This window comes from Neisseria canis, from assembly GCF_900636765.1.
GTDB lineage: Bacteria > Pseudomonadota > Gammaproteobacteria > Burkholderiales > Neisseriaceae > Neisseria > Neisseria canis.
Map to the genome: position 1 here is coordinate 1,993,466 of NZ_LR134313.1, position 24,744 is coordinate 2,018,209.

At 51.1% G+C, this 24,744-nt stretch carries 24 protein-coding genes; 11 read left to right on the forward strand and 13 right to left on the reverse strand.

The genetic code is table 11. From position 1 onward, the window contains the following. Positions 1-40: 40 nt before the first annotated feature. Entirely contained in the window at positions 41-964 is a 924-nt protein-coding gene (ftsX, locus tag EL143_RS09495; protein WP_085416163.1) for a permease-like cell division protein FtsX, read from the reverse strand. After that, positions 964-1,614, reverse strand: a complete 651-nt coding sequence (gene ftsE, locus EL143_RS09500; RefSeq protein ID WP_085416162.1) for a cell division ATP-binding protein FtsE — start codon at positions 1,612-1,614, stop codon at positions 964-966. The genes ftsX and ftsE overlap by 1 nt, the downstream gene beginning before the upstream one ends. Positions 1,615-1,744: 130 nt before the next feature. Here ftsE and EL143_RS09505 point away from each other — a divergent pair, with 130 nt between their 5' ends. From EL143_RS09505 to rarD, 5 genes are all read left to right on the forward strand, one after another. Then, on the forward strand, positions 1,745-1,993 hold the full coding sequence (locus EL143_RS09505; RefSeq protein WP_085416161.1) for a BolA family protein: 249 nt from the start codon (positions 1,745-1,747) through the stop codon (positions 1,991-1,993). Between the two features lie 15 nt (positions 1,994-2,008). Further along, positions 2,009-2,284, forward strand: coding sequence for a hypothetical protein (locus tag EL143_RS09510; protein WP_085416160.1), 276 nt, complete (start codon positions 2,009-2,011; stop codon positions 2,282-2,284). A 165-nt stretch (positions 2,285-2,449) separates the two neighbouring features. Next, complete coding sequence (gene murA / locus EL143_RS09515) at positions 2,450-3,700, forward strand: UDP-N-acetylglucosamine 1-carboxyvinyltransferase (RefSeq protein ID WP_085416159.1); 1,251 nt, start codon at positions 2,450-2,452, stop codon at positions 3,698-3,700. 60 nt (positions 3,701-3,760) lie between these two features. After that, positions 3,761-4,378 (forward strand): NAD(P)H-hydrate epimerase, encoded by a 618-nt coding sequence (locus EL143_RS09520; protein WP_085416158.1) that lies wholly within the window; start codon positions 3,761-3,763, stop codon positions 4,376-4,378. A gap of 107 nt (positions 4,379-4,485) precedes the next feature. Continuing rightward, entirely contained in the window at positions 4,486-5,397 is a 912-nt protein-coding gene (rarD, locus tag EL143_RS09525) for an EamA family transporter RarD (protein ID WP_085416157.1), read from the forward strand. Between the two features lie 36 nt (positions 5,398-5,433). Here the strand turns inward: rarD and trxA are convergent, their stop codons facing one another. The 8 genes from trxA to EL143_RS09565 form a co-directional block, all read right to left on the reverse strand. Beyond that, positions 5,434-5,763 (reverse strand): thioredoxin TrxA, encoded by a 330-nt coding sequence (gene trxA, locus EL143_RS09530; protein ID WP_009116303.1) that lies wholly within the window; start codon positions 5,761-5,763, stop codon positions 5,434-5,436. Between the two features lie 107 nt (positions 5,764-5,870). Further along, positions 5,871-7,412, reverse strand: a complete 1,542-nt coding sequence (locus tag EL143_RS09535; protein ID WP_085416206.1) for an ABC transporter ATP-binding protein — start codon at positions 7,410-7,412, stop codon at positions 5,871-5,873. Beyond that, on the reverse strand, positions 7,412-8,434 hold the full coding sequence (locus tag EL143_RS09540; protein ID WP_085416156.1) for an ABC transporter permease: 1,023 nt from the start codon (positions 8,432-8,434) through the stop codon (positions 7,412-7,414). The genes EL143_RS09535 and EL143_RS09540 overlap by 1 nt, the downstream gene beginning before the upstream one ends. Before the next feature lie 34 nt (positions 8,435-8,468). Further along, positions 8,469-9,521, reverse strand: a complete 1,053-nt coding sequence (locus tag EL143_RS09545) for an ABC transporter permease subunit (protein ID WP_054619432.1) — start codon at positions 9,519-9,521, stop codon at positions 8,469-8,471. Between the two features lie 66 nt (positions 9,522-9,587). Next, on the reverse strand, positions 9,588-9,797 hold the full coding sequence (locus tag EL143_RS09550) for a DUF2788 domain-containing protein (RefSeq protein WP_085416155.1): 210 nt from the start codon (positions 9,795-9,797) through the stop codon (positions 9,588-9,590). A gap of 5 nt (positions 9,798-9,802) precedes the next feature. Continuing rightward, positions 9,803-10,999, reverse strand: a complete 1,197-nt coding sequence (locus EL143_RS09555; RefSeq protein ID WP_085416154.1) for a CynX/NimT family MFS transporter — start codon at positions 10,997-10,999, stop codon at positions 9,803-9,805. Positions 11,000-11,093: 94 nt separating this feature from the next. Next, the gene (gene metZ, locus EL143_RS09560; protein WP_126326727.1) at positions 11,094-12,260 is read right to left on the reverse strand and encodes an O-succinylhomoserine sulfhydrylase; all 1,167 of its coding nucleotides are present in this window, start codon (positions 12,258-12,260) and stop codon (positions 11,094-11,096) included. 413 nt (positions 12,261-12,673) lie between these two features. Further along, complete coding sequence (locus tag EL143_RS09565; RefSeq protein ID WP_085416152.1) at positions 12,674-15,787, reverse strand: DNA translocase FtsK; 3,114 nt, start codon at positions 15,785-15,787, stop codon at positions 12,674-12,676. A 146-nt stretch (positions 15,788-15,933) separates the two neighbouring features. On the opposite strand from EL143_RS09565, the gene EL143_RS09570 reads away from it, so the two are divergent. Continuing rightward, entirely contained in the window at positions 15,934-16,623 is a 690-nt protein-coding gene (locus tag EL143_RS09570) for an energy-coupling factor ABC transporter permease (RefSeq protein ID WP_085416151.1), read from the forward strand. Between the two features lie 62 nt (positions 16,624-16,685). Here EL143_RS09570 and plsY read toward each other — a convergent pair whose 3' ends face one another. After that, on the reverse strand, positions 16,686-17,294 hold the full coding sequence (gene plsY, locus EL143_RS09575) for a glycerol-3-phosphate 1-O-acyltransferase PlsY (protein WP_372338574.1): 609 nt from the start codon (positions 17,292-17,294) through the stop codon (positions 16,686-16,688). A gap of 60 nt (positions 17,295-17,354) precedes the next feature. Here plsY and EL143_RS09580 point away from each other — a divergent pair, with 60 nt between their 5' ends. From EL143_RS09580 to EL143_RS09595, 4 genes are all read left to right on the forward strand, one after another. Then, entirely contained in the window at positions 17,355-17,705 is a 351-nt protein-coding gene (locus tag EL143_RS09580; protein WP_085416150.1) for a dihydroneopterin aldolase, read from the forward strand. Positions 17,706-18,214: 509 nt separating this feature from the next. Continuing rightward, the gene (locus tag EL143_RS09585) at positions 18,215-20,386 is read left to right on the forward strand and encodes an ATP-binding protein (protein ID WP_085416149.1); all 2,172 of its coding nucleotides are present in this window, start codon (positions 18,215-18,217) and stop codon (positions 20,384-20,386) included. Positions 20,387-20,418: 32 nt separating this feature from the next. Next, positions 20,419-20,784 (forward strand): response regulator, encoded by a 366-nt coding sequence (locus tag EL143_RS09590; protein ID WP_085416148.1) that lies wholly within the window; start codon positions 20,419-20,421, stop codon positions 20,782-20,784. Between the two features lie 15 nt (positions 20,785-20,799). Then, positions 20,800-21,258 carry a chemotaxis protein CheX gene (locus EL143_RS09595; protein ID WP_085416147.1) on the forward strand — a complete coding sequence of 153 codons (459 nt, stop codon included), beginning with the start codon at positions 20,800-20,802 and terminating at the stop codon, positions 21,256-21,258. Between the two features lie 242 nt (positions 21,259-21,500). Here the strand turns inward: EL143_RS09595 and EL143_RS09600 are convergent, their stop codons facing one another. Both EL143_RS09600 and EL143_RS09605 read right to left on the reverse strand, forming a co-directional pair. After that, on the reverse strand, positions 21,501-22,478 hold the full coding sequence (locus EL143_RS09600; protein WP_085416146.1) for an IS30 family transposase: 978 nt from the start codon (positions 22,476-22,478) through the stop codon (positions 21,501-21,503). Positions 22,479-22,571: 93 nt separating this feature from the next. Next, a complete protein-coding gene (locus EL143_RS09605) occupies positions 22,572-23,483 on the reverse strand; it encodes a Dyp-type peroxidase (protein WP_085416145.1) in 912 nt (303 codons plus the stop codon). 164 nt (positions 23,484-23,647) lie between these two features. Here EL143_RS09605 and EL143_RS09610 point away from each other — a divergent pair, with 164 nt between their 5' ends. Then, entirely contained in the window at positions 23,648-24,739 is a 1,092-nt protein-coding gene (locus tag EL143_RS09610; protein WP_232001279.1) for a metallophosphoesterase, read from the forward strand. Positions 24,740-24,744 lie beyond the last annotated feature (5 nt).

A 24,744-nucleotide genomic window follows, 5' to 3' on the forward strand; every position in this document is an offset into this window, starting at 1 on the left:
AAACACTTTTCAGACAGGCATTCTTCTTTCTCAAACCCATTTAAGATTTCTTGGCCTTAAAACCCAGCAAATGCTGCTGCGTCGCCAACCATGCACCGCCCATACCGAGCGCGGTAACCACCAGCAAAACCAGCAAAATTTCTGGGAAGGTAAAAAAGCGCCATTCAATGTTCACACCATAAGGTTTGAATATCTGGTTTACCAAAGGCCGGCTTGAAGTCATGAGCCAAGCGCACAAAACCAAACTCACACCGGCGGCCAGCAGGCTTTGCCATGCAGCCTGATAAAGAAACGGGCGTCGGATGAAAGATGAAGGCGCACCCAAAAGCTTGGTAATTTCAATCTCTTCTTTGCGGCTCAGAATCTGCAAACGGATGGTGTTATGCGCTACAAGCACAAAGGCCAAACTCAAGGTAACAGCCAGAAAATAAAAGATTTTCCGAATGAAATCGTTTACCTGATACAGCGTTTGCATCCATTCCGCATCAAGTTCCGCACTTTCCACCATCGGAAATTGGTTCAAATCATTCTGCAAAGCCTTCATCTGCGCAGGAGCCGGATGGCCTTGCGGCGTTACGATAAACACATCGGGCAAAGGGTTTTCGTCCAGCATCGACACCAAATCCTGCCCGCCCATGCTTTTCTGCAATTCGTCCAAACCCTGCTGCTTGCCGACAAATTCATATTTTTCAATCCGTTTATCCTGCGATAAAAGCTTACGCACCTCTTCATTGTCGCCTGTATCCGCGCCCAGCTCCATATAAAGCGTAATCTGCGGTGCTTCATTCATTTTGCCGATTAATGCCTGCGCACTCTGCACACCCAAATAAAGCGACAAAGGCAAAGTCATGGCAATAGAGAGCATGATCAGAATCAAAAACATACCGAAAGGTTGGCGGATAAATTGCGCGGCAGCACTTTTGGCCGATTCTGCATGCAGCGAAAAATAATGTTTGAAATTCATTATGCAAATCTCCCTTGATGCAAACGCAGAATCCGGTGGCCGTAATCCGCCATCAGGCTTTCATCATGAGCCGCCACGATAACCGTGGTGCCCGCCTCATGGAATGTTTTAAACAATTCCATAATATCCAAAGCATAAGCGCGGTCTAAGTTGGCCGAAGGCTCGTCGGCAATCAGCAGGCTGGGCTGGTGCACCACGGCTCGGGCGATACACAGCCTCTGCTGTTCGCCGCCCGACATGGTAATCGGATCGGCTTTTTCCTTGCCCGCCAATCCCACTTTTTCAATTGCAATCATCGCCCGTTCTTCCGCTGCTTTCACGTCATAGCCGGTAATCCGCAGCGGCAGAATCACATTTTGCAGCACGTTGCGGTCGTAGAGGATTTTATGGTCTTGGAAAACAATGCCGATGTGTTGGCGCAGAAAGCCGAGTTGGTTATCGGAAAGATCGCCGATATTCTGATTATTCATCCAAACCTTGCCTTCGGTAGGCTTGGTAATTCCGGCAATCAGCTTGAGCACGGTTGACTTGCCCGCTCCCGAATGCCCTGCCAGAAAAATCATTTCTCCTTTATTGATTTGAAAGCTCAGATTTTGGATTGCTGCGAATCCGCCCGGGTAGATTTTAGAGACTTGTTCGAATCGTATCATGATGGTTATCTATGTTATTTAAGCCAATATAATATTTAAACCAATATCCGACCGATTATACAATAAGGCCGACTCAAACCGACCATCTGTTTTATAATTGCGAGACAAATCCAAGATAAAAGGAAACACAATGCTAACCCCCGATCAAGTGAAGCAGATGATTGCCGATATCGCCCCGTGCGAACACATCGAAGTAGAAGGCGACGGCCACCATTTTTTTGCCACCATCGTTTCCAGCCGGTTCCAAGGCAAAGCACGCTTGGCGCGCCACCGCATGATTAAAGACGGCCTGGCCGAAAAGCTCGCTTCCAACGAACTGCACGCCCTTTCCATCCAAACTGCCGCCACGCCTGAAGAATGGGCGGCCAAAGGCAACTGAAAAAGGGCTCAAGCAATGATCGACAAACAAACTTTCCTGCAAGCTTTCATCGTTCATTTGCAAGTCAATCAAATCCCGTTTAAAGAAAAAAGCGACCATATCCATTTATCGCAAAGCAACCAGCGTTTTTTTCTGGAAATGATCGCCTACGAAAACGGCACATTCGAAACACTCATCACCGATTTGGGCAACGGCTCTTTTGCCAAGCGCGAACAAGGGGAATGGGTGGATGCCAACGATTTGAAAGCGCGGCTGCTATCCTATCAGGATATTCTGAATAAAGCCCGTTAATCCGAACCCATGCCTGTCTGAAAATATTCAGACAGGCATTGCCAACCCATATCCCAAAACCGCCTTTATCTTTTATAATTCCCCATTCGGCGCCATAAGCCATAACATTCATTCCCAAGCAGCCGAAACGAGCTGCCGCCCCTATTATTTCGAAAGACCAAAACTGTGGATAAACTCAAAATCTCCGCCAACGGCCCGTTAAACGGCGAAATCACCGTATCCGGCGCCAAAAACGCCGCCCTGCCGCTGATGTGCGCAGGCTTGCTCACCGCAGGCACTTTGCGCCTGAAAAACGTACCCATGCTGCGCGACGTGAAAACCACCCAAAAACTGCTGCAAGGCATGGGCGCGCGCGTGCTGACCGACAATGTGCACGAATTTGAAATCAACGGCGGCACGGTCAACAACACCGTCGCCCCGTATGAATTGGTAAAAACCATGCGCGCTTCGATTCTGGTGCTCGGCCCCACGCTGGCGCGCTTCGGCGAAGCCCAAGTGAGTTTGCCCGGCGGCTGCGCCATCGGTTCGCGCCCCGTCGACCAACACTTGAAAGGCTTGGAAGCGATGGGCGCGGAAATCACCATCGAACACGGCTATGTGAAAGCCAAAGGCCGCTTGAAAGGCGCGCGCGTGGTGATGGATGTGGTTACCGTGGGCGGCACCGAAAACCTGCTGATGGCCGCCACTTTGGCCGAAGGCACCACCATTCTGGAAAACTGCGCCATCGAGCCGGAAGTGGTGGATTTGGCCGAATGCTTGGTTAAAATGGGCGCGAAAATCAGCGGTATCGGCACGCCGACCATGATCGTCGAAGGCGTGAAAGAATTGCACGGTTGCGAGCACAGCGTTGTGCCCGACCGCATTGAAGCAGGCACTTTCCTGTGCGCCGTCGCCATGACCGGCGGCAAAGTGGTGTTGCGCAACGCCGCACCGAAAACCATGGAAGTGGTGCTGGATAAACTGGTGGAAGCCGGTGCCGTTATCGAAGCGGGCGACGACTGGATTTCCATCGACATGCGGCAACGTCCCAAAGCCGTGGATATCCGCACCATGCCTCACCCGGGTTTTCCCACCGACATGCAGGCGCAGTTTATGGTGATGAACGCCATTGCCGAAGGCAATGGCAAAGTGGTGGAAACCATTTTTGAAAACCGCTTCATGCACGTGCCTGAATTGAACCGCATGGGCGCGAACATTACCGCCGAAGGCAATACCGCGATTGTGAAAGGCGTGGAAAGATTGTCCGGCGCCACCGTGATGGCCACCGACCTGCGCGCTTCCGCCAGCTTGGTGATGGCGGGCTTGGTGGCCGACGGCGAAACCATCGTCGAGCGCATCTACCACCTCGACCGCGGTTACGAGCATATCGAAACCAAACTCGGCAAAGTGGGCGCGAAAATCGAGCGTATCAGCTGATATATTGCCGCTGAGCGGTAAACCGCTGTTTTCCTAACACCCCAGGTTCAGGAGCATGCCATGAAAGTTTACACAGCAGAAGAAATGCGCCGACACGAGCAAATGGCCGTGGATAAAGGCATCAGTTTTGCACAACTTATGGAAAATGCCGGCAGCGCGGCGGCAGACGATCTGCTCAAACGTTTTCCCCAAGCCGGCAGCGCACTGATTGTATGCGGCAAAGGAAATAACGGCGGAGACGGCTTGGTTATCGCCCGCATCTTGCAAGCGGCAGGCTGGCAGGCAGACATTGTGTTTGTGTTGGGCAACGAATTGTCGCCGCTGGCAGAATCCAACCGCCAAAAGCTGCTTAATCTGCACGGCATCGAATTTGCCGAACTCAATGCCTGTCTGAAAAAGCCTTATGATTTGATTATCGACGGCATTTTCGGCACCGGTTTTACCGGCTCGCTGCCGCAGGCAGTGGCAGAAACCTGCCGCAGCTTAAACGCCATGCTGGGCGCCAAAATCGCGCTGGATATTCCCACCGGTTTGAATTGCGACACAGCCGAGGCCGATGCCGACACCTTTCGGGCCGACATTACCTACACGTTTGCCGCCTACAAACCCGCGCATCTTCATGATGCCGGCAAAGCCTATTGCGGCGAAACCCTATGTTTGGATATAGGAATTGAGTAATACACCGCTGCAAGACCCATCATAAGCAGCATCCGATGCCTGCCTGAAAACCAACGCCGCCTTTTCAGACAGGCATTGCCTTTAACCCAAAGATTCCGACCACTCATATGCACACGACAAACCGCCACACATCCGACGACGAGCGCAAAGGCTTATGGTATGCGCTGGGCTGCTATTCCATCTGGGGGCTGTTCCCGATTTACTGGTATCCGCTCAACCAATCGGCCATAGGCGCGGATCAGATTCTCGCGCAGCGCATTGTTTGGTCGGCCGTCTTCGCCCTGCTGATGCTGCTTATATTCAAGCAAACAGCTGCCGTGCGCGCCGCCTTCAAAAATCCGAAAATTTTGGGTCTGCTCATGCTTTCCTCGTTTCTGATCGGCATCAACTGGCTGGTTTACCTGTGGGCGATTGTCAACCATCATGTGCTGGATGCCAGCCTCGGCTATTTCATCAACCCTTTGTTCAACGTATTGCTCGGCGGCCTGATTTTTAAGGAGCCGTTAAACCGCGCTCAAAAAGCCGCCGTTGTGCTCGCCCTGATCGGCATTCTTTGGCTGGCGCTGCCTGCAGGGCAGATTCCGTGGGTGGCCCTGCTGCTTGCCTTCAGCTTCGGCGGCTACGGCCTGATACGCAAACTCGCCCCCATGGAGGCCTTACCCGGCTTGGCTTTGGAAACTTTGCTTATCGTGCCTTTCGCGCTGGCTTATTTGGCCTGGTGCCATACACAAGGCACATTGGTTTTCGGCGAACTCAACACCCTGCAAATTTCCCTTCTGCTCGGCTCCGGCGCCATCACCACCATACCTCTGCTGTTTTTCGCCGCCAGCGCCAAACGTATACCCTTATCATTGCTCGGCATCTTGCAATACGGTGTACCGACTTCACAGTTTTTTATCGGGCTGACTTTGTTTGGCGAGAGCTTCGATTTCAACCGCTTCATCGGCTATTTATGGGTATGGGCCGGCGTGGCCGTGTTTCTGCTTGCCGGCTGGCGGGCAAGAAAAATGCCTGTCTAAAAAGTTTCAGACAGGCATTTCAAACGCTATTTCACATTAGCCGATAGAAGCATTCACAAACGCCACCAACTGGCCTTTAGCCAATGCGCCCACTTTAGTGGCAACGCTTTGGCCGTTTTTAAACACCATCAGCGTCGGAATACCGCGCACGCCGAATTGCGCAGGCGTTTGCTGGTTGTCGTCAATATTGATTTTTACCACTTTCACTTTGCCTTCAAACTCAGCCGCCACTTCGTCCAAAATCGGCGCAATCATTCTGCAAGGGCCGCACCACGGCGCCCAAAAATCCAGCAAAACCGGCACATCTGATTTCAAAACATCTTGCTCGAAAGAAGCATCGGTAGCGTGTACGACTAAATTGCTCATATTTTTTCCTTTTCTTTTGGAAACACAGCCATGAAAAATCCCGTTTCACAGCCGCTACGTGAATAAAACTAACCTGTTAGTGAGGATAAGGCCGCCGGGCTTAAATTTCAAGCCTTATTATGCGCTAATAGTTTTTTCGTATAGTCGTTATCAGGATTTGCAAACACCGCCCCGCAATCACCCTGTTCCACCACCGCGCCGTCTTTCAACACCATCACGCGGTGCGACAAAGCATTGATCACCGCCAAATCATGGCTGATGATAATCAGGCTCAAGCCATGCTCCTGCTGCAAATCGCCCAAAAGCTTCAAAATCTGCTGTTGCCATTGCACATCAAGCGCACTGGTCGGCTCGTCGAGCACCAAAATTTTCGGGCGCACAATAATCGCGCGCGCAATTGCCAGCCGCTGACGCTGCCCGCCGGAAAACTCGTGCGGGTATCGCTCCAGAATATCACCGTGCAAACCCACCGTTTGCAGCACCTCAAGCACCCGTGCCTTTTTCTGATCCGCATCCAACTCAGGCTCATACACATTCAAAGCCTCGGACACTATTTCCAACACATTCATGCGCGGGTTAAATGCGCCGAACGGATCCTGAAACACCATCTGCGTTTCGCGCCGCAAATCGGGCCGCCAAGCTTCTCCCCGGATTTTCAGGCTGCCTTTTGCAGGCATCAGCTTTACCAAAGCCTTGGCCAGCGTGGTTTTTCCGCTGCCGCTCTCGCCGATTACGCCCAGCGTTTCACCGCTTTTCAAGGTGAACGACACCGGTTGCAGCAACACTTTTTCCCGCTTTTTAAACCAGCCCGCCCGCTCGCTGACCGACACGCTGACTTGCTTTGCCTCCATCACCGTTTCCGCGTTTTCAGACAGGCATTGCACTCTGCGCTCGGGCACGGCGTTCAGCAACATTTGCGTATATTCATGCTGCGGCCGCGCAAACACTTCCGCCACGCTGCCTTGCTCGACCACACGCCCGTGCTGCATTACCACCACATTATCGGCAAAGCGGCGCACCAAGTTCAAATCATGGCTGATGTAGAGCAGCGTCATATTTTTCGATTGCTGCAAGCGCCCGAGCAAATCCAAAATCTGCGCCTGCACCGCCACATCCAGCGCCGTGGTCGGCTCGTCGGCAATCAGCAGCTTCGGCTCCGCCGCCACCGCCATCGCAATCATCGCCCGCTGCCGCTGCCCGCCGGAAAGCTGAAACGGGTAGGCAAACGCTTTTTTTTCAGGGTCGTGAATGCCCGTTTCCGCAAGCAGCCCAACCGCCCTCGCCCACGCCTGTTTCTTATCCAATCCCAAATGCAGTGTCAACACCTCGGCAATTTGCGCACCCACGCGCATCACAGGGTTCAGCGCCGTCATCGGCTCCTGAAACACCATGCCGATTTCCCGCCCGCGCAAACGCCGCAGCTGCCGTTCGCTGCAATCAAGCAGGTTTTCGCCGTTAAATTTCAGGCTGCCGCTCAACGACACATCCGGATGCAAACGCATAATCCCCTGCGCCAACACCGTTTTACCGCTGCCGCTTTCGCCCACAACCGCCGTTTTGCTGCCCTGTTTGACGGTGAGATTGATGTCGTAAAGCACTTGTTTGCCGGGGAAAGAGGCATTTAGATTTTCAATTTGCAGAATATTCATCATCCCCTCGCCCTCACATCAAACGCGTGCCGCAGCCCTTCGCCTATCATTACCAATAAAAGCAGCATCACGGTCAGGGTGCCGAATGCAGACAGGCCTATCCACCAAGCGTCGAGATTGTCTTTGCCTTGTGCCAGCAGTTCGCCCAAGCTCGCTTGCGAAGCGGGCACGCCCAAGCCGAGGAAGTCGAGGCTGGTAAGGGCGAGCACGCCGCCGGATATACGGAAAGGCAGGAAAGCGAGCACGGGGGTTAGGCTGTTGGGCAGAATGTGGCGCCACATGATGGTGCGGTCGGGCACGCCCATGCTTTTGGCAGCCAGCACATAATCAGCCTGCCGGTTTTTAAGAAATTCGGCGCGCACATAGTCGGATAAGCCCATCCAGCCGAATAAGGAAAGCAGAAACAGCAGCACCAGCAGGCCGGGGTTAAAAAATGATGAAAGGATAATCAGCAGATAAAGCTCGGGCATGCCGCCCCAGATTTCCATAAAACGCTGCATCAGCAAGTCGGTTTTGCCGCCGAAATAGCCCTGTACGGCGCCGGCCAACACGCCGATGGTGGTGGTAACTGCGGTCAGCACCAAAGCAAACAGCAGGGAATCGCGGAAGCCGTACACCAATCTTGCCAATACGTCGCGGCCGCGATCGTCGGTGCCCAGCAGGTGGTTGGCGGAGGGCGGCGCGGGATCGGGCAGCGTGTCGAAGTCGTTTAAGGTGTTGGCGGCGTAGGGATTCACCGGATAAACCGCACGGTTGCCGCCACCGGTGATGTTGTGTTTGATAAGCGGGTCGAGATAGTCGGCGGCGGTGTCGAAATCGCCGCCGAAATCTTTGTCGTGATAGGTTTTGAAAATGGGAAAGTAGTGGCGGCCTTCGTAGCTCACCCACAAGGGCTTGTCGTTGCTCCACAAGGGTGCGAGCAAGGCGGCGGCAAAAAGCAGCAGCAGGATAATCAGGCTGATGCTGCCGCGCTTGTGTTTTTTAAAGGATTGCCAGGCTTTTGCGGCTAAGATGTTTCGCATAAGTCTCCGTTTTGGTCTATGCCTGTCTGAAAGGCTATTTCCGGCCGCCGAAATGGATGCGCGGGTCAACCCATGAATAGGAAATGTCGGTAAGCAGCTTGGCCAAGAGCCCCATCAGGGTAAACACATAGAGCGTGCCCATTACCACGGGATAATCACGTTTCATCACGGATTCGTAGGAAAGCAGGCCGAGGCCGTCGAGCGAAAACAGGGTTTCAATCAGCAGGCTGCCGGTGAAAAATGCGCCGATAAATGCGGCGGGAAAGCCGGTTACCAGCGGAATCATGGCGTTGCGGAAGATGTGTTTGGTGAGAATGTGTTTTTCAGACAGGCCTTTGGCGCGCGCGGTGTACACATATTGGCGGCGGATTTCTTCGAGAAACACGTTTTTGGTCAACACGGTAACCACAGCCAGATTGCCGGCCACCGAAGCGGTTATCGGCAGCGTGATATGCCAGAGGTAATCTTTGATTTTGCCCGCGGTGCTCAGTTCGTCCCAATTGCTGCCGGTTAAGCCGCCTTGCGGAAACCAAGCGAAAAAACTGCCTCCGCCAAACAGCACCAGCAGCACCAAACCCAACACAAAAGCGGGCACGGTGTAGCCCACCAGAATTACGATGCCGCTCAAAGCATCAAAGCGCGTGCCGTCTTTTACCGCGCGCATAATGCCCAAGGGCACGGAAATCAGGTAGGTAAGAAAAAACGTCCACAGCCCCAAGCTCATGGAAACGGGCAGTTTTTCTTTCACCAGTTCCAACACGGTTTGATGGTGGAAAAAGCTTTCGCCCAAGTCAAAGCGGGCAAACTTCGCCACCATTTCGCCAAAGCGCTGCAAAGGCGGCTTGTCGAAACCGTAGAGCGCATTCAGCTTCGCCATATCCTCGGCGTTTAGGCGGTTGCCGCTGCGGTTGATGCCCACGCCGCTGCCCTGCGCCGCTTCGCTAATCATGCCCGCGCCGGTCAGCCGGTCAACCATTTGGTCTACCGGGCCGCCGGGCACAAATTGGATGATGGCAAACGTAATCGCCAAAATCCCCAAAAGCGTGGGAACCAGCAGCAGCAAACGCTGGATGATGTATCGGAGCATACAGCCAATCCTTGTTAACCAAATGCCTGTCTGAACACGCCTCAGGGTTTTCAGACAGGCATCTGCTTAGTTTTTATTGAGCAAAATCATTTCGACCAGCACGTTTTTAAACACAAATCCGAGCACGCCCAAGCCCAATACCAAAAAGAGCATAAACATGCCGAATTTACCCGCTTTGGATTTTTTGCCCAAATCCCACACAATAAAGCCCAAAAAGACCACCAACACGGTCAGGCCGATGCGCAAAGACCAAGTTGAGAACTCCGCTTCAGTCATTATCCTTATCCTTTCTTGATTCCGGCCGCCTCGCGCAATGTAACCGGTCGGGCGCAATACCAGCCGCAAGCGCATTTTACCAGCATCAACAGGGTCATAACAGCCAGCGCCATATTCCATGATTGTGTTTTGTCAAACAGCCAGCCGGCGCCCACAGGCCCGGTTGCCGCCAACAAATAGCCCACTGTTTGCGCCATACCCGAAAGCATGGCCGCTTCGGCCGCCGAATCGGTGCGCTGCACGAATAAAAGCAAGCACAAAGTAAACGTACCCGCCACGCCCGCGCCGAGGCAGAACACCCATAAAGCCGTTGCATAAGGCAGCAGCCAAAGCCCCGCCATGCCGATTAAACTCAAAAATGTTACCGACAGCACCAACAAGCGCTGGTTACGCATTCTCACGGAAAACGTGGTTACGCAGAAAATCGCCGGTAAAGCCGCCATCTGCATCAACATTGCATAATATCCGGCTTCGTCGGCGCTCACGCCCCGGTCGGCCAGAATGGTGGGCAGCCAGGCTGAAAACGTGTAATACAGCAGTGACTGCATGCCCATCAAAATGCTGATTGCCCAAGCAAGCTTATTGCGCCACACAGACACCACCTGCTCCTGCTCCGCCGCGCCCGCCACCGGCATATGCCCCTGCTTCACACGCAAAACCAGCCACACCGCCAAAGCCAGCATCACCGGCAACACCCACATATTCAAAGACATCTGCCAGCCCACGCGGTGCGCCACAGGCACGGCAACAGCCGCAGACAAAGCCGCGGTCAGGCTCATGGTTACGCTGTAAAGCGCAGTAAACCGCCCCACATGCGAAGGCAGGCTGCGCTTAATCACGCCGGAGACCAACACGTTGCCCATCGCAATGCCCACCGACAAAATCAGCGTACCCGCCAGCATCAATACCGGCGACATGCCCGCCGTGCGCAACACAATCCCTGCGCCCAAAGCCAAAAGTGCGCCGATCAGCACTTCTTCAAAACCGAAACGCCGCGCCAGCGGAGCGGCAAACGGCGAACAAAAAGCAAACACCAACACAGGCACCGTGCCGATAATGCCCATCAGAGTGCTGCCGCTGCCCATGTCCGCCTGAATCATTTTCACCAGCGGCCCCATCGACACAATGGGCGTGCGCAGGCAACAGGCTATCAGGAAGATAGCGGCGATGGTAAGCAAAGTATATTTTTTGGCGGCAGACATGATGAAAGCTTTCAGACAGGCATAATGTTGATTAATAAAGCGTGTTTGAATATTTTCAGACAGGCATATCAGCTATGCCTGTCTGAAAACCGCATCACGACAATGCTTGTTTCAAATCGTTAATCAAATCATCGGGATGCTCCAAACCCACCGATAAGCGTACCAAGCCTTCTCCGATACCGGCTTCGCGCTTTTCTTCCGGCGCCATTTTGCCGTGTGTGGTTGTCCACGGGTGGCAGATGGTGGAGCGCACATCGCCCAAGTTGGCCGTTCTGGAAAAAATTTTCACGGAATCAATTACTTTCCATGCAAGCTCGGCATTTTTTACTTCAAAGCCAATCACAGTGCCGCCCGAAGCCTGCTGTTTTTTCACCAAATCTGCCTGCGGATGGTCGGCAAAACCGGCGTAATACACTTTTTCCACCTGCGGCTGCACGCGGAGCCAATCTGCAATCTGCGCAGCATTGCGGCTTTGCTCGTTCATCCGCACGGCCAGAGTTTCCAAACCGCTGAGCAGCACCCAAGCATGAAACGGCGACATCGAAATGCCGGCGGCATTCATATAAACCTGAACCTGCTTCATCAATTCAGCGCTGCCTACCACCACACCGCCCTGCACCCTGCCCTGGCCGTCGATGCCCTTGGTGGCCGACTCCACCGACAAATCGACACCGAAACGCAAAGGCTGCTGTAAAGCAGGCGTACACAAGCTGTTATCCACCACCAAAAGCGCGCCTGCGTCATGCGCCACTTTGGCAAGTGCCTCCAAATCGGCCACTTCGCCCAAGGGATTGGAAGGCGTTTCCAAAAACAGGATTTTGGTATTCGGCTTCAATGCGGCCCGCCATTCGGCCACATCGGTGGGCGAAACCAGCGTTACCTCAATGCCGAAGCGCGTAACATGGTTCATGATAAAGCCCATAGTGGTGCCGAACAGGCTGCGGCTGGCAATCATATGGTCGCCTGCGTTGAGAAAAGTCAACAAAGCTGCCTGAATCGCAGCCATGCCCGTAGCCGTCGAAACCGCTTGTTCCCCACACTCAAGATAAGCCATCCGTTTATTGAACGCGCTCACGGTCGGGTTGGCCGTGCGGCTGTAGGTATAACCGCTCTGCTTTCCTGAAAACAAGGCTTCGGCGGCGGCCGCATCCTGCCACATAAAGCTGCTGGTTAAAAACAGGGCTTGGTTGTGTTCGTTAAATTCGGTTTGCTCTTTAGCGCCCCGTATGGCCAGGGTTTGGGGGTGAAGCTCACTCATGATTGTTTTCCTTTATTCTTTTCTTTACAAAAGGGAGCAACGATTTTGCGCTTATTTTAAGGCGATTTCAAGGCACTTTGCGGCAGACAGAAAGGAAAATAACCGCGCGCGCCTGACGCAGGTTTTGCAATTGTCATTAAAATCATCAACAAGGCTTGAAAAGCGGGTAGTCGAATATAGCCAACCAACTTACATAATAAAAATACCTTCATACTCGGGCTTGACCCGAGTATCTCCTAAAGTTAGCGGAACTCAAGATACTCGGGTCAAGCCCGAGTATGACGAACGTACTATTTTTAAATTGATTCACTTATCAATAAGAAAAATCGGCCGGCACACAACAATGCCTGTCTGAAAATGCTTTTCAGACAGGCATTGTTGACGAATCAGGCACAATGAACCGATATTGCAAGCCGTCAATCCAAATGCGCCGAGCTTTGCGCCAGAATCGTACGCTTGCCGTTTGGTTCGGCAGCTGAGATCACACCGTTTGCCTCCATCATATCAAACAGCGTGGCGGCACGGTTATAACCGATCCGCAAGTGGCGCTGGAGGTTGGAAATGCTCGGTTTTTGCGTTCTGAGAATGGTTGCCACCGCTTCATCATAAAGCTCGTCGCGGTCGTTATTTCCGCCCGGCGCGTTGCTGAATACATCGTCGCCGCCCACTCCTGCGCTCAAAATATCATCAATATAATCCGGCTCGCCGAATTGTTTCAGATATTCCGCTACGGCATGCACTTCGCTATCTTGAACAAATGCGCCGTGAACGCGCTTGGGATAACCCGTGCCCGGCGGCAGAAACAGCATATCGCCCTGCCCGAGCAGGTTTTCCGCACCCATTTGATCGAGGATGGTACGGCTGTCCACTTTGCTCGACACTTGGAAGGCAATGCGGGTGGGAATATTGGCCTTGATCAAACCCGTAATCACATCCACACTCGGGCGCTGGGTGGCCAAAATCAGATGAATGCCCGCCGCACGTGCTTTCTGGGCAAGACGGGCAATCAATTCTTCGATTTTCTTGCCCGCCGTCATCATCAAATCGGCAAACTCGTCCACCACCACCACGATAAACGGCAGTTTTTCCAGCGGCTCTGGGTCATCCGGCGTGAGGGTAAACGGATTGGTGATTTTCTCGCCCCGAGAGGCAGCTTCTACAATTTTCTGGTTGAACCCAGCCAAATTGCGCACGCCCAAATGGCTCATCAGGCGGTAGCGTTTTTCCATTTCGTTCACACACCAATTCAGCGCGTTGGCCGCCAGCTTCATATCGGTTACCACCGGCGCCAGCAAGTGCGGAATGCCCTCGTAAATGCTCAATTCCAGCATTTTCGGGTCAATCATAATCATGCGCACGTCTTCCGGCGATGCTTTAAACAGCATGGAAAGAATCATGGCGTTCACGCCCACCGATTTGCCGGAACCTGTCGTACCCGCTACCAGCAGGTGCGGCGCTTTAGCCAAATCGGTTACAACCGGCTGGCCGGTAATGTCCTGCCCCAAAGCCAATGTCAGCTTGGAGCTGCTGTCGCGGAAAGCGGCCGAATTGAAAATTTCACTCAACCGGATTACTTGGCGGCGCGGATTGGGCAGCTCCAAACCCATACAGGTTTTGCCGGGTATGGTTTCCACCACGCGGATTGACGCCACGCCGAGCGAGCGGGCAAGGTCTTTTTCCAGATTCAGCACGGCATTGCCGCGCACGCCGACATCCGGCTCGATTTCATACCGCGTAATCACAGGGCCGGCATAAGCATCCAGCACCTTAACCTTCACCTTAAACTCGGCCAGTTTTTCTTCGATGGTAATGCTGTTTTCCAACATTGCCTCTTCACTCTGCGTTGCGGCGGCATCAAACTGCGGCGGCAACAGCAAGGATACATCCGGCAAAATCATGCCTGTCTGAACATGTTCTGCATGGTGCTCATGCTGTGGCACCATACCGGAAGCTTGTTCAAGCACTGGATTTTCAGACAGGCCCGTATCATTTTGGCTGTCGGTTTCATAACTTTCCGGCACTTGGTTGCTGCCAGCCTGCAAGGCGACAGGCTCCGTTATTTCCGGCGCGGATTCACTGATTAAGCGCTCGCGAATCAAAGAATCCGGTGAATCGGTAATATGCGCATTCACAACCGGCGCAGCAGCCTGCACGGGGTGGCTATCGCGGTTAAACACCGGCGGCTCGGGAATATCCACAACCGGTTTGGGTGTTTCGGGAACGGGCGGCGGCTCCACTACCGTAGCATTCGGCGCCGGCGGGGTACTGATTGCCGGCTGCTGCGCAGGCTTTTCAACATTGCGGGTTTTATAAAGAGGTACGGCAGCAGGTTTGTTCAAACCCGCCGCCACCATCGGACGCGGGCGCTGAACTTGCGTTACCTGCGCTTGCTCGATGCGCGTGGTTTCCGGTATTACGCTTTCATGCCCAGTACTGCTGGCCCGTCGGAAACGCCGCCCTGCGGGCAAGCCGTTGCGCACGCTGTTGAAAAAGATTTCTTCCAAAGGAATAGTATCCGGATTCTGATGGCCGGGATGTTCCGAAAGGGCTTGCGCGTGGCGGCGGTTATAGTGGGAAACACGCTGCCATTGCAGATTGGTTTGAATATCGGTTTCGTTAATCACCGTATGTTTTGAGGGCAGATGGCGCATTTCATGCGCTTCGGGGCGGTAGTTTTCGATATAGAGCTTGTTAACTTCAGCCAGTGTACGGGCGCGGGTGCGCACCACGGCAGGATCGTCCAATGTGATGGTTTTACGCGGCTCGGACGAGGCGGAATCTTGATAACCGGCGGCTTGTTCAAATTGCGGGCGCTCGGGTTCGTCTATCCACGGACTGCGGGTAGCTTCTTCAAGCGTAATCACGGGCAAGTCGGGAGCGGGCTTGTGCGGCTTACGCAACATTTTCGGATCCATATCGAAATCCACAATGTCAGGAACGGCGCGCGGCATTGCCAAACCGCTTTCAAACCCATCAAACGCCGTCATGTGCTTGGAATGCGAAAAGGCCGACTGCTCTTCTTCATGCTCGGCCAGATAAGAAGCAATCGAAAGATGGTTGCTGGAAGTACGCACAGGGTTGCGGCCGAGCATTTGGCGCAAACGGTCTGCCGCTTGCGTGCTGCTGTCCATATCGGGCACTTCGGCAAAGCCGGATTCCCTGTTCTGCATGTCTGCGAAAATAGGCAATTCATCCAGTTTGCCTTGCTCTTCAGGATCGAGTTTTCCCATCAGCGCATCCAGCTTGCGCACCCGTTTGGGCGCAACTTCCCTCAGTTTTTCCACCGTGCGCTCGTATACGGCCTGGCTTTCTTCTGCAGCTTTGCGGGTATCGCGGCTGTTTTGCAGATTGGGGCCGGCACCTCTGATTTCTTTGGCCTCTTTAACATTATCGGGCAAATCTGGACGCTCGTTTTGGTGGCGGCGGAGATAAGTCATCTCCATCTGCCACTCGCGCTCCTGACGGTGGCGGAACCATAACAGCCCGCCTATCGCCGCGATAAGAATAATGAGTAAAACAGTCCATAACATACAAAAGCAGCCTTCGCTTGATTTTCTGCAAAGCGGCTATTTTAGCGTGTTTTTAGGTTTTGCGCAGCGGTGCTGTGTGCGGCAGTATTCTTTCAGACAGGCATTCTTTTAGTATAATGCGCGCATCTTGAAGATAAGGTTGGATTATGAATTTTTCTGCCGAGTGGTTTGAACCTGCGTGGCTTTATGCCGCCGGATGCACGCTTTTTTTGGTGTTGGCGGCAACGGCGAAAAAAGCATGGGCCGTGCTGCAATACCGTCCGCGTGTGGCTGCCGTGGCGCTGATATGGCTGGCTTTGCTGTGGATTCTGCGCGCCGGTATAGACAGCGGACAATTGAGCGGTATGAATTATCATTTGCTCGGCATGAGCTTAGTTACATTGATGCTCGGCGCTCCTGCTGCGCTTTGGCTGGGGGCGCTGCTTTTTCTGCCCTATTTGATTATTACCGGCGGTTTTTCAACTTCGGGCGTGTTTGCACTTAACGCCTTGCTGCTTCTGCTGCCTCCTGTGTTGATATGCAGGCTGCTGCTCAGCTTGGTGCAGCGTTATCTGCCGCCGAATCTGTTTATTTATATCTTTGTGAACGGATTTATTGCCGCTGCCGTCGGTATGCTGTTTACCGGCGCACTGGTCGTAGCTGCATTGGAACATTCACTCGCTTTTCCGGGCGTGTCGCTTTGGGATGCTTCATTCAAAGTGTTTTTTCTGATTGCTTGGGGAGAAGCTTTTCTGAGCGGTATTCTGGCCGCCATTTTCGTTGCACTCGCCCCATCTATGCTGGCGACATTCGACGATACCCGCTATTTGCGTAGAAAAGCAGACATTTGGAAATAAAACAATGCCTGTCTGAACGGTTTTCAGACAGGCATTGCTTTGTCACGATACTCAATCTAACTTTAATCGGTTTTATCACCGATTTTGCTTTCTTCGCCTTTAAGCAGTTTCTCGATATTGCTTTTGTGTCTGAACAAAACCAGCAAAGCGATAATCAGCGTTGCCCGTTTCCATGAGCCGTAAGGCATCAAAAAATACGCGGCAATCGGGCTGAGCAGCGTTGCGGCCAGTGCCGCTAACGAAGATACTTTAAAACCAAAAGCCATCACGAGCCACACGGCAGCGCATACCAAAGCAGTAGGCCAAGACAACGCCAATAACACGCCTAACGCAGTGGCCACGCCTTTTCCGCCCTTAAAACCGAAAAACACCGGCCACATATGCCCCACCAACGCCGCCACAGCCACCGCAGCAATGGTTGCATCGCTCAAACCCAAGCTGTCTTGCAGCGCCAAAGCCAACCACACGGCAACCAGCCCCTTCAAGGCATCGCCCAAAAGCGTGAGAGCCGCCGCTTTTTTCTTACCGCTGCGCAATACGTTGGTTGCGCCCGGATTACCCGAACCGTAAGTTCTCGGATCGTCCATGCCGTATATTTTCGACACAATCACCGCAAAAGAAAGCGACCCGATCAGATAAGCCGCGACCACGGCCAGTAAATTTGCCAACATAATGGTGGTTTGCTTTAGAATAAGACCGCATCATTCTAACTGAAACGGTTGAAAAACAAAATGGATAAAATCTTTTTGCACGGTATGAAAGCTGAAACGCTCATCGGCGTGTACGCTTGGGAGCGCGAGCAAAAACAAACTCTGCTGCTGGACATAGACATCGGCGTGCCGCCGCAATCCGCAGCTTCCGACGATATAGCCGACACCATACATTATGCCGACGTATGCCAAGCCATCCGCCAAAGTTTGGGCCATCAGAATTTCATGCTGCTCGAAGCTTTAGCTGAACATGTGGCGGAGCTGGTTTTGCAAGATTTCGGCGCATTATGGGTGCGCGTCCGTGTCGTTAAGCCCGGCATATTGGAAGGAGTAAGGGAAACCGGTGTAGAAATAGAACGCTCGGCCTTATAACCGGAAAACTGTACTTTCAAGCCTGTCAAACCCGCATCCGTTCCGCACAGAATCAATCACGGCAATGCCTGTCTGAAATACCGTTCAAGCAGTTTTCAGACAGGCATATCAAAACAATCGGCAATAATTTTTAACAAACGGTATGTTTTAATACAACAATGTCGTAAACGGGTCTGTTTTTTTATATCTTTGATTTTGTTAAAAATGATGTTTCTGCTTTTTATTCACATCAGAATTATTTCAATCCAAATATTGTAACAATCAAAATTATTTTGGTATATTCCATTCCAAACAGAAGCCGAAGCGCACGGGGAAAATATGCGGTTCAAAACGCTTTACTTCTGAAACCACCAATTGATTAAAGTGCTTCTCTGAATGAAAGTACTGCCTGTCATTAAGTATGAATTATCTATAAACGATTCCTGACAGGTTTGGGTTGGCATCAGCCGTAAGTTTGGCCAGCCTTCGATTTCAGCTATTTGGCTTTATTTATAAGGGATATCAAAAATATGGTTAAAGCACGCAATGTGTCCGGTCTTGAAAAGCTCAATCAATCACCTTTCAAACGCTACCGCAAAGTAACCATATCCGTTGCACTGTTGCTGGCGCTGGTATCAGGCGTGATGTTTACGGGCAACAGGATTTCAGAACAAATCAAAATTAACCAAGCCCAGATTGATGCAGCAGGTACGCTAAGCGACAGCGCCTACAACATTCTCTCATCCACCCAAGTATTGCAAATCTTATCTCTTGAAAAACATGATGCGCAAAAACACCGTCATGAAAAATCTGATGATAAGCACCATGCCGATCTTAAAACAAATCAAGAAGAAAGCATAAAAGAACGGGAAAGTCTGAAAGAGTCTTCCCAAACTTTCCAAAATATCGTCAAAGTACTTGATAAAGGCGGCAACTATGATTTTGTTGCCAACCAAGATTCTCTCAAACCGTTAACAACAAATGAAACCCGCAAAGAACTGCAAAAAATCCAAGCCCTTTGGGATGAATACTTCCCGCTGATTAATGCGGCTCTACGATACGATGTAAACCATCAAAACAACCCCGATTTTGCACACGAAGTTTCTGAGTTTGCCCGTGAGCATCATGAAGAACTCTACGAAAATATTGATAACATCATCGTTGCCCTCAACAATGACATGAACAAAAAAGCGGAATTACTGCAAAATATCCAAATTGCAGGCATTACCGCTTCATTAATCTACTTCTTTGTTTTTGTAGGATTCTTTATGCGCCGTTTGGGCAAATCCGACCAAGCGGCAGCGGCGGCACGAAACGAAACCAAAGAAATTCTCCAAACAGTCGGCAGCGGCCTATTTCTGCTTGACAGAGAAATGAACATTGGCTCCCAATATTCAACAGAGTTGGAACGCCTCTTAGGCAAAACAGACTTAGGTGGTAAAAACTTATTAGAAATTTTAGCCGATATAGCAGAGAATCCCAGAGATTTGGATACTGCCGCCAGCTTTGTGCAACAACTCTATAATCCGCGCACCAAAGAGCGTTTGATTGCAGGGCTCAACCCCCTGATCCGCTGCCCGATGAACATTGTGAACCAATCCGGCAAAAAAGAAACGCGCTACTTCGACTTTAAATTCAACCGTGTATATCATGCGGGAGAAATCGTCAGAGTGTTGGTTAACGTAAACGATGTTACCGATGCCGTATTGCTTGAAAATAAAATCGAAACAGAACGCGAACAAAATGATTTGCGCATGGAGATGCTCAATACCATTTTGAAAACAGATCCGCAGCTTCTTTCCGATTTTATCCAGCAAACCAAAAAGCGTAACGAGAGCATTAATGAAATCCTTAAAAAGCCGGGTCAACGCCAAACGGACTTCGAGGAAAAAATCCGCTCCATTTTCCGTCAAGTGCACAGTTTGAAAGGAGATGCCAGCTCCCTCGGCCTTCATGGTTTTATTTCTCTTGCCGAAGTATTGGAAACTTCATTAAAAGAGCTGCAACGTAAAATCGCTTTAGTAGGTGAAGATTTCCTGCCTCTTACCGTATCTTTGGAAGAATTATTCAGCCTTACTGATATTATCGAAGACTTGAGCAACAGGATTGCCGGTAACAACTCGGCTGCTCAAGCGGTATTCCACGCCGAGCCTGTTAAAGAACAGCTGTCCAAATTTGTAGCAGAACTGGCGGAACGCAACCATAAAGAAGTCGATTTCAGCTGCATAGGTATGGATAACATTCCTTTAAACGTGCATCTGAAAAGCCACTTAAACGAATTAGCCGTTCAAATGCTCAGAAATGCGGTTGTACACGGCATTGAAACACCTGAAAACCGATTGAATATGCATAAATTGGCGGCCGGCCATATGCGTTTGGTTTTGGAGGAAGCCGGAGATACCATCAAATTAAGCATTCAAGACGATGGAGCCGGTATCGACCATGAAAAAATCCGCAATAAACTGATTCAGAATGGCACCTATTCTCATGAGGAAGCATCAAAACTAAGTGTGAACGAATTGATTCAGCAAATCTTCATACACGGCTTTTCAACTGCCGAATATAGTAGTGAAGACGCAGGGTGCGGCGTAGGCATGGATATTATTAAAGAGAAAGTCCGACAATTAGGCGGCAAAATATCGCTCGCTACCAAAGCAGGTGCCTATACCCGGATAGTGTTAACTATTCCAAAAAAACTCTAACAACAGATTCAAACATATGAAAGGGAGCTGGTATGCCGACAATCATGATTGTTGACGACTCCAATGTCATCCGTAACCGTATTACCCGAAATTCGGAAAACACCGGCTTTGAAGTAGTCGCTACCGCCTCAAACGGAGAAGATGCCGTCGGGCTCTATGAAATATTAAGTCCGGATTTAGTTACGATGGATTTAACCATGCCCAAAGCAGACGGCCTGACCTGTATCCAGCGCATGATCGAGCTGGATAATGATGCAAATATCTTGGTTATTTCCGCGCTTGCCGATAAAGCCACCGGTATTAAAGCATTGGAATATGGCGCGAAAGGCTTTCTTTATAAACCGTTTTCAGACGAAGAGCTTTTCGATGCATTAAAAGAAATGACTGAAGATTTGTGAGCCTAGAGATTTAAAATGAAAGAGTCGCAATTACAAGTATTTTTGGAAGGTGTTCAACAATACTTCCAACATGTAGCAAATGAAGAAATTTTAATCGGAACACCTTATCTGGTTGAAAACAGTATGCCGGCAGCTCAACAATATTCTGGCGTTATCGCCATTTCCGGTTACGCCAACGGAATTGTTTATTTTACTTCCCCTGAAGAGCTGGCCCAGCGCTTGTTGGTACTGATGGACGAATATGATACTTCAGAAGAAAATGTTATGGACATTATCGGCGAAGTAGCCAACACCATTGCAGGCAATGCCCGCAGAATATTCGGAGAAACGCTGCAAATTTCAGTCCCTATTGTGATTCGCGGCGCACCCGATGAAATTATGCTACCGAGAAAAGACCGCTCATTTGTTATTCCTATTAAATGGAAACTCCATGAAGCAGCCATCGTAGTGGCTCTGCAAAAGCCGCTAAAATAAAAGGAGGCTGTCGCTGATAACTAGGTTATTCAAAAAAACATTTTAAAACTAGGGACTGACGTAGATTAGTCCCAAACTATATTCATGGTAAGAGACAATTTGGTAGTTATCTAAGGCAGCCTCTATATCAGATATCTAAAGTGCAAGCAGACTGAATTATGCTGCATGGCAGATAAAATGCCTGTCTGAAAACTTTTTCAGATAGGCATTTTTAAGCTTTCACAGGTCCTTAGATTCGAATTTCAAGTGCAACACTCAGGCAGTAGAGGTTGGAACAGATTCAAGAATAAAACACTTGGCGTTTCATAGCCAAGTGTTTTTCTTGGCCTATGGTTCAGTTCATCCTGAACCCTGCGTATTTCCCGCTCACTAATGTTGCGGAAATCGGTTTGTTTGGGGAAATATTGGCGGATGAGTCCGTTGGTATTTTCATTCAGCCCTTTTTCCCAAGAATGGTAGGGGCGGCAAAAATAGGTTTCCGCCTCCAATGCTTGGGCTATTCGGATGTGTCGGTAGAATTCTTTGCCGTTATCCATGGTAATGGTATGGACTCTGGCTTTATGCGCCTTCAATACCTTGATGACGGCGTTGGCAGTGTCTTTGGCTTTGAAGTTCTTCAACTTGCAGATGATGGTGTAGCGGGTAACCCGCTCGACCAAGGTCAGTAATGCGCTTTTCTGATCTTTGCCTACGACGGTGTCGGCTTCCCAGTCGCCGATGCGGGATTTTTGGTCGACGATGGCGGGTCGGTTTTCAATGCCGACGCGGTCGGGTACTTTGCCTCTGCTCCATGTACTGCCGTAGCGTTTACGGTAGGATTTGCCGGCTATTCCGAGATGCTGCCGCAAAGTGCCGCCGTTGCTTTTGTCTTGACGCAGATAGCGGTAAATGGTGCTGTGGTGGAGTGTGATTTGGTGGTGCTTGTACAGATAGGCGCACACTTGCTCGGGGCTGAGTTTGCGGCGGATGAGGGTAGCGATGTGTTGGATCAGCTGCGAATGGAGCTTATAGGGCTTTCTTTTGCGCTGCTTGGTAAGCCGGCTTTGCTGTTGGGCTTTTTCGGCACTGTATTGCTGCCCTTGTGGGCAGTGCCGTTTGATTTCGCGGCTGATGGTGCTTTTATGGCGGTTAAGCCGTTTGGCGATTTCGCTGATGCTGTGGTGGCGGGATAGGTATTGGATGTGGTATCGTTCGTCTTGGGTCAGTTGTGTGTAGCTCATGGCAATCTTTCTTGCAGGAAAGGCCGTATGCTACCGCATACCGGCCTTTTTCTGTTATGGAAAGTTGCACTTCAAATCCGAATCCGCCCTCGATTAAAGATTGGCTAGCCGCCCGGCGCTCGGCGCGAAATAATATCCGCCCGATATTGCTTGAGTAAACCGCTCCAGCATCAAATCGGTTTGTCCGTCTGCCGATTCGCCGAACATGCTCAACAACTGGGCTTCAAAGTTATGCAGTTTGTTGCAATAGCAGATAAATGCCAAACCGTGTTCTCCGGTAACCGTGCCGTAAGGGAGGCTGCGGCGCACGATTTTCAGGCCTACGCCGTTTTCTTTTAAATTGGAGCGGGCAATGTGGGCGCGAGGATGCAGGCGTTCGCCTTCGAATTCTTCGTTGTCTTCTTTGCTCCGGCCTATGGTTTCTTCCTGCTCGTCCAGGCTGAAAGTACGCCATTTGTTTAAATCATGGCGGTATTTCTGATACAGCACATAGCTGCCGCCTGCGTCGGGTTTGTCTTGCTCGATAATGGCCACTCCGGCTACTGCTTCGTTACCCTGCGGGTTTTCCGTGCCGTCCACAAAGCCTTCCACTCCGCGTTCCTGTATCAGGCGAAAGCCGTGGGTTTCGTCTTTTATATCGATGATTTTATTGAATAAGCCAACAAGTTTTTGGGTGAGCAGGAAATTCACATCATGGCGCATGGATTGGATATGAAACAAGATATCGTGTTGCGTCGCCGGTGCCAGCCCGTTGCCTAAAGCTCGGAACGGCTTGATTTCCTGCCCTTCCTGTTGGTGTCCGAGGCTTTTCCAGAAATCGGAGCCGAATGCGATGGTCAGGCCTAAATGGGCATCCGGATATTGGCTTTGCAGCTGCTGCACGGTTTCCAGCGCGGTTTTGCAGGCTTGTTTCACCGCTTCGGCTTGCCCGGAAATTACGTCTGCCTGAATAAAGATGCCGGCTTTGCAATGATCCGGAATAATTGCAGTTTGTGGAGTGGTCATATTTGTTCCCTTAATTCAGATTCAGCTTGATATTATAGCTGAATTTACACTACGTGCAGCATTCTGCCTGCCTTTTCCGCTTGCTTTTTTTTACTTTTTCAGACAAGCGTTGCGTATGAAGTGCCATGCTAAAATCTGCCTCTTTATATTTTCGGAATGGATTTATGTTTTTTGCATTTATCTTTTGTGTATTGCAGGTTTTCACGTTTTGCTTTGCCAAATTCTGGCAATGGTTTCTGAAAACCGAAAAAGGCACGTCCGCCCATCGCCTGATTTTGATCGGCGCATTCGTATTCAGCAACGGCCTGCTTGTGTTGACGCTTTTACGCTATTGGCGGTTTATGTTCCGTGTGAGCGCGGGCTGGATGGTGCTGATGCTGTTTACTGTCTTTACTTCGGCAGCGGTGTTTTTAGTGTGGCTTGCTTTGAGAAAACGCGTGGCGCAACACACTTTGGCTATGGGTTTGCGCGCGTTTAGCGTGCTGTTTTTCTGCAGTGTCACGGCTTATGCGGTGTACAGCGCTTATGTGCCGGTGGTAAAGCGTATGACCGTAACCATAGACAAACCGCTTGAAAAAACCGTCCGCATCGGCATGGCAAGCGACCTGCATTTAGGTTATTTATTCCGCGGCAAACAGCTGGATGATTTGGCAGCGATTATGAGCCGTGAAAAAGCGGACATTGTTTTGCTGCCCGGCGATATTATGGATGATGACACCGAAGCCTACCGCGAATTAGACATGAAGCCCAGCCTGATGAAGCTGCGTGCGCCGCTTGGCGTGTATGCCACCATGGGCAATCACGATTTGTTCGGACACGAACGTGAAATTCACGAAGCGCTCACCGAAGCCGGCGTAACCGTGCTGCATGACGATGTAGTGCAGATAGACAACCGCTTCTGGCTGATCGGCCGCCCCGACGACAATGCCAAAAACCGCATGCCAACCGAAGAGCTGCTGCTGAAAACCGATCCGAGACAGCCCGTTTTCCTGCTCGATCACCGCCCGACCGAAATCCATAAACATGAAAAACTGCCGATTGACGTGCAGGTTTCCGGCCATGTGCACAACGGTCAGGTGTTTCCGGCTAATTTCGTGGTGAAATTCCTCAACCGTGTGTCCTACGGATATGCGCAACTGGGCATGGGGCATTATTTTGTTACCTCCGGCTACGGTTTTTGGGGCGTGCCTTTCCGCCTCGGTTCGCAATCGGAGGTGTGGATTATTGACGTGCAGTCGCGTAATTCTAAAAAATAAAATAA